This window comes from Bacillus atrophaeus (genome assembly GCF_001584335.1).
Classification (GTDB): Bacteria; Bacillota; Bacilli; order Bacillales; family Bacillaceae; genus Bacillus; species Bacillus atrophaeus.
Map to the genome: position 1 here is coordinate 1 of NZ_LSBB01000008.1, position 2,500 is coordinate 2,500.

Sequence of the window (2,500 nt, forward strand, 5' to 3'; positions counted from 1 at the left end):
ACGATGCGTAGCCGACCTGAGAGGGTGATCGGCCACACTGGGACTGAGACACGGCCCAGACTCCTACGGGAGGCAGCAGTAGGGAATCTTCCGCAATGGACGAAAGTCTGACGGAGCAACGCCGCGTGAGTGATGAAGGTTTTCGGATCGTAAAGCTCTGTTGTTAGGGAAGAACAAGTGCCGTTCAAATAGGGCGGCACCTTGACGGTACCTAACCAGAAAGCCACGGCTAACTACGTGCCAGCAGCCGCGGTAATACGTAGGTGGCAAGCGTTGTCCGGAATTATTGGGCGTAAAGGGCTCGCAGGCGGTTTCTTAAGTCTGATGTGAAAGCCCCCGGCTCAACCGGGGAGGGTCATTGGAAACTGGGGAACTTGAGTGCAGAAGAGGAGAGTGGAATTCCACGTGTAGCGGTGAAATGCGTAGAGATGTGGAGGAACACCAGTGGCGAAGGCGACTCTCTGGTCTGTAACTGACGCTGAGGAGCGAAAGCGTGGGGAGCGAACAGGATTAGATACCCTGGTAGTCCACGCCGTAAACGATGAGTGCTAAGTGTTAGGGGGTTTCCGCCCCTTAGTGCTGCAGCTAACGCATTAAGCACTCCGCCTGGGGAGTACGGTCGCAAGACTGAAACTCAAAGGAATTGACGGGGGCCCGCACAAGCGGTGGAGCATGTGGTTTAATTCGAAGCAACGCGAAGAACCTTACCAGGTCTTGACATCCTCTGACACCCCTAGAGATAGGGCTTCCCCTTCGGGGGCAGAGTGACAGGTGGTGCATGGTTGTCGTCAGCTCGTGTCGTGAGATGTTGGGTTAAGTCCCGCAACGAGCGCAACCCTTGATCTTAGTTGCCAGCATTCAGTTGGGCACTCTAAGGTGACTGCCGGTGACAAACCGGAGGAAGGTGGGGATGACGTCAAATCATCATGCCCCTTATGACCTGGGCTACACACGTGCTACAATGGACAGAACAAAGGGCAGCGAGACCGCGAGGTTAAGCCAATCCCACAAATCTGTTCTCAGTTCGGATCGCAGTCTGCAACTCGACTGCGTGAAGCTGGAATCGCTAGTAATCGCGGATCAGCATGCCGCGGTGAATACGTTCCCGGGCCTTGTACACACCGCCCGTCACACCACGAGAGTTTGTAACACCCGAAGTCGGTGAGGTAACCTTTATGGAGCCAGCCGCCGAAGGTGGGACAGATGATTGGGGTGAAGTCGTAACAAGGTAGCCGTATCGGAAGGTGCGGCTGGATCACCTCCTTTCTAAGGATATTTAACGGAATATAAGACCTTGGGTCTTATAAACAGTACGTTCCCTGTCTTGTTTAGTTTTGAAGGANNTGTTCTTTGAAAACTAGATAACGATAAGTAAGACATCACATTCAAAAGTAAGACCAAGAATAACTGTAGTGATTCTTTTTTAACGGTTAAGTTAGAAAGGGCGCACGGTGGATGCCTTGGCACTAGGAGCCGATGAAGGACGGGACGAACACCGATATGCTTCGGGGAGCTGTAAGCAAGCTTTGATCCGGAGATTTCCGAATGGGGAAACCCACCACTCGTAATGGAGTGGTATCCATATCTGAATACATAGGATATGAGAAGGCAGACCCGGGGAACTGAAACATCTAAGTACCCGGAGGAAGAGAAAGCAAATGCGATTCCCTGAGTAGCGGCGAGCGAAACGGGATCAGCCCAAACCAAGAGGCTTGCCTCTTGGGGTTGTAGGACACTCTATACGGAGTTACAAAGGAACGAGGTAGATGAAGAGGTCTGGAAAGGCCCGCCATAGCAGGTAACAGCCCTGTAGTCAAAACTTCGTTCTCTCCAGAGTGGATCCTGAGTACGGCGGAACACGTGAAATTCCGTCGGAATCCGGGAGGACCATCTCCCAAGGCTAAATACTCCCTAGTGACCGATAGTGAACCAGTACCGTGAGGGAAAGGTGAAAAGCACCCCGGAAGGGGAGTGAAACAGATCCTGAAACCGTGTGCCTACAAGTAGTCAGAGCCCGTTAACGGGTGATGGCGTGCCTTTTGTAGAATGAACCGGCGAGTTACGATCCCGTGCAAGGTTAAGCAGAAGATGCGGAGCCGCAGCGAAAGCGAGTCTGAATAGGGCGCATGAGTACGTGGTCGTAGACCCGAAACCAGGTGATCTACCCATGTCCAGGGTGAAGTTCAGGTAACACTGAATGGAGGCCCGAACCCACGCACGTTGAAAAGTGCGGGGATGAGGTGTGGGTAGGGGTGAAATGCCAATCGAACCTGGAGATAGCTGGTTCTCTCCGAAATAGCTTTAGGGCTAGCCTTAAGGTAAGAGTCTTGGAGGTAGAGCACTGATTGGACTAGGGGCCCCTACCGGGTTACCGAATTCAGTCAAACTCCGAATGCCAATGACTTATCCTTAGGAGTCAGACTGCGAGTGATAAGATCCGTAGTCGAAAGGGAAACAGCCCAGACCGCCAGCTAAGGTCCCAAAGTATACGTTAAGTGGA

The 2,500-nt window shown here is 52.6% G+C and carries 2 rRNA genes (1 of these 2 cut by a window edge); both read left to right on the forward strand.

The features are described 5' to 3' along the window. Nucleotides 1–1,266, forward strand: a 16S ribosomal RNA gene (locus tag AXI57_RS07575); the annotation flags it as partial. Nucleotides 1,267–1,428: 162 nt separating this feature from the next. Continuing rightward, nucleotides 1,429–2,500 (forward strand): 23S ribosomal RNA (locus AXI57_RS07580); it runs 1,856 nt beyond the window's last position.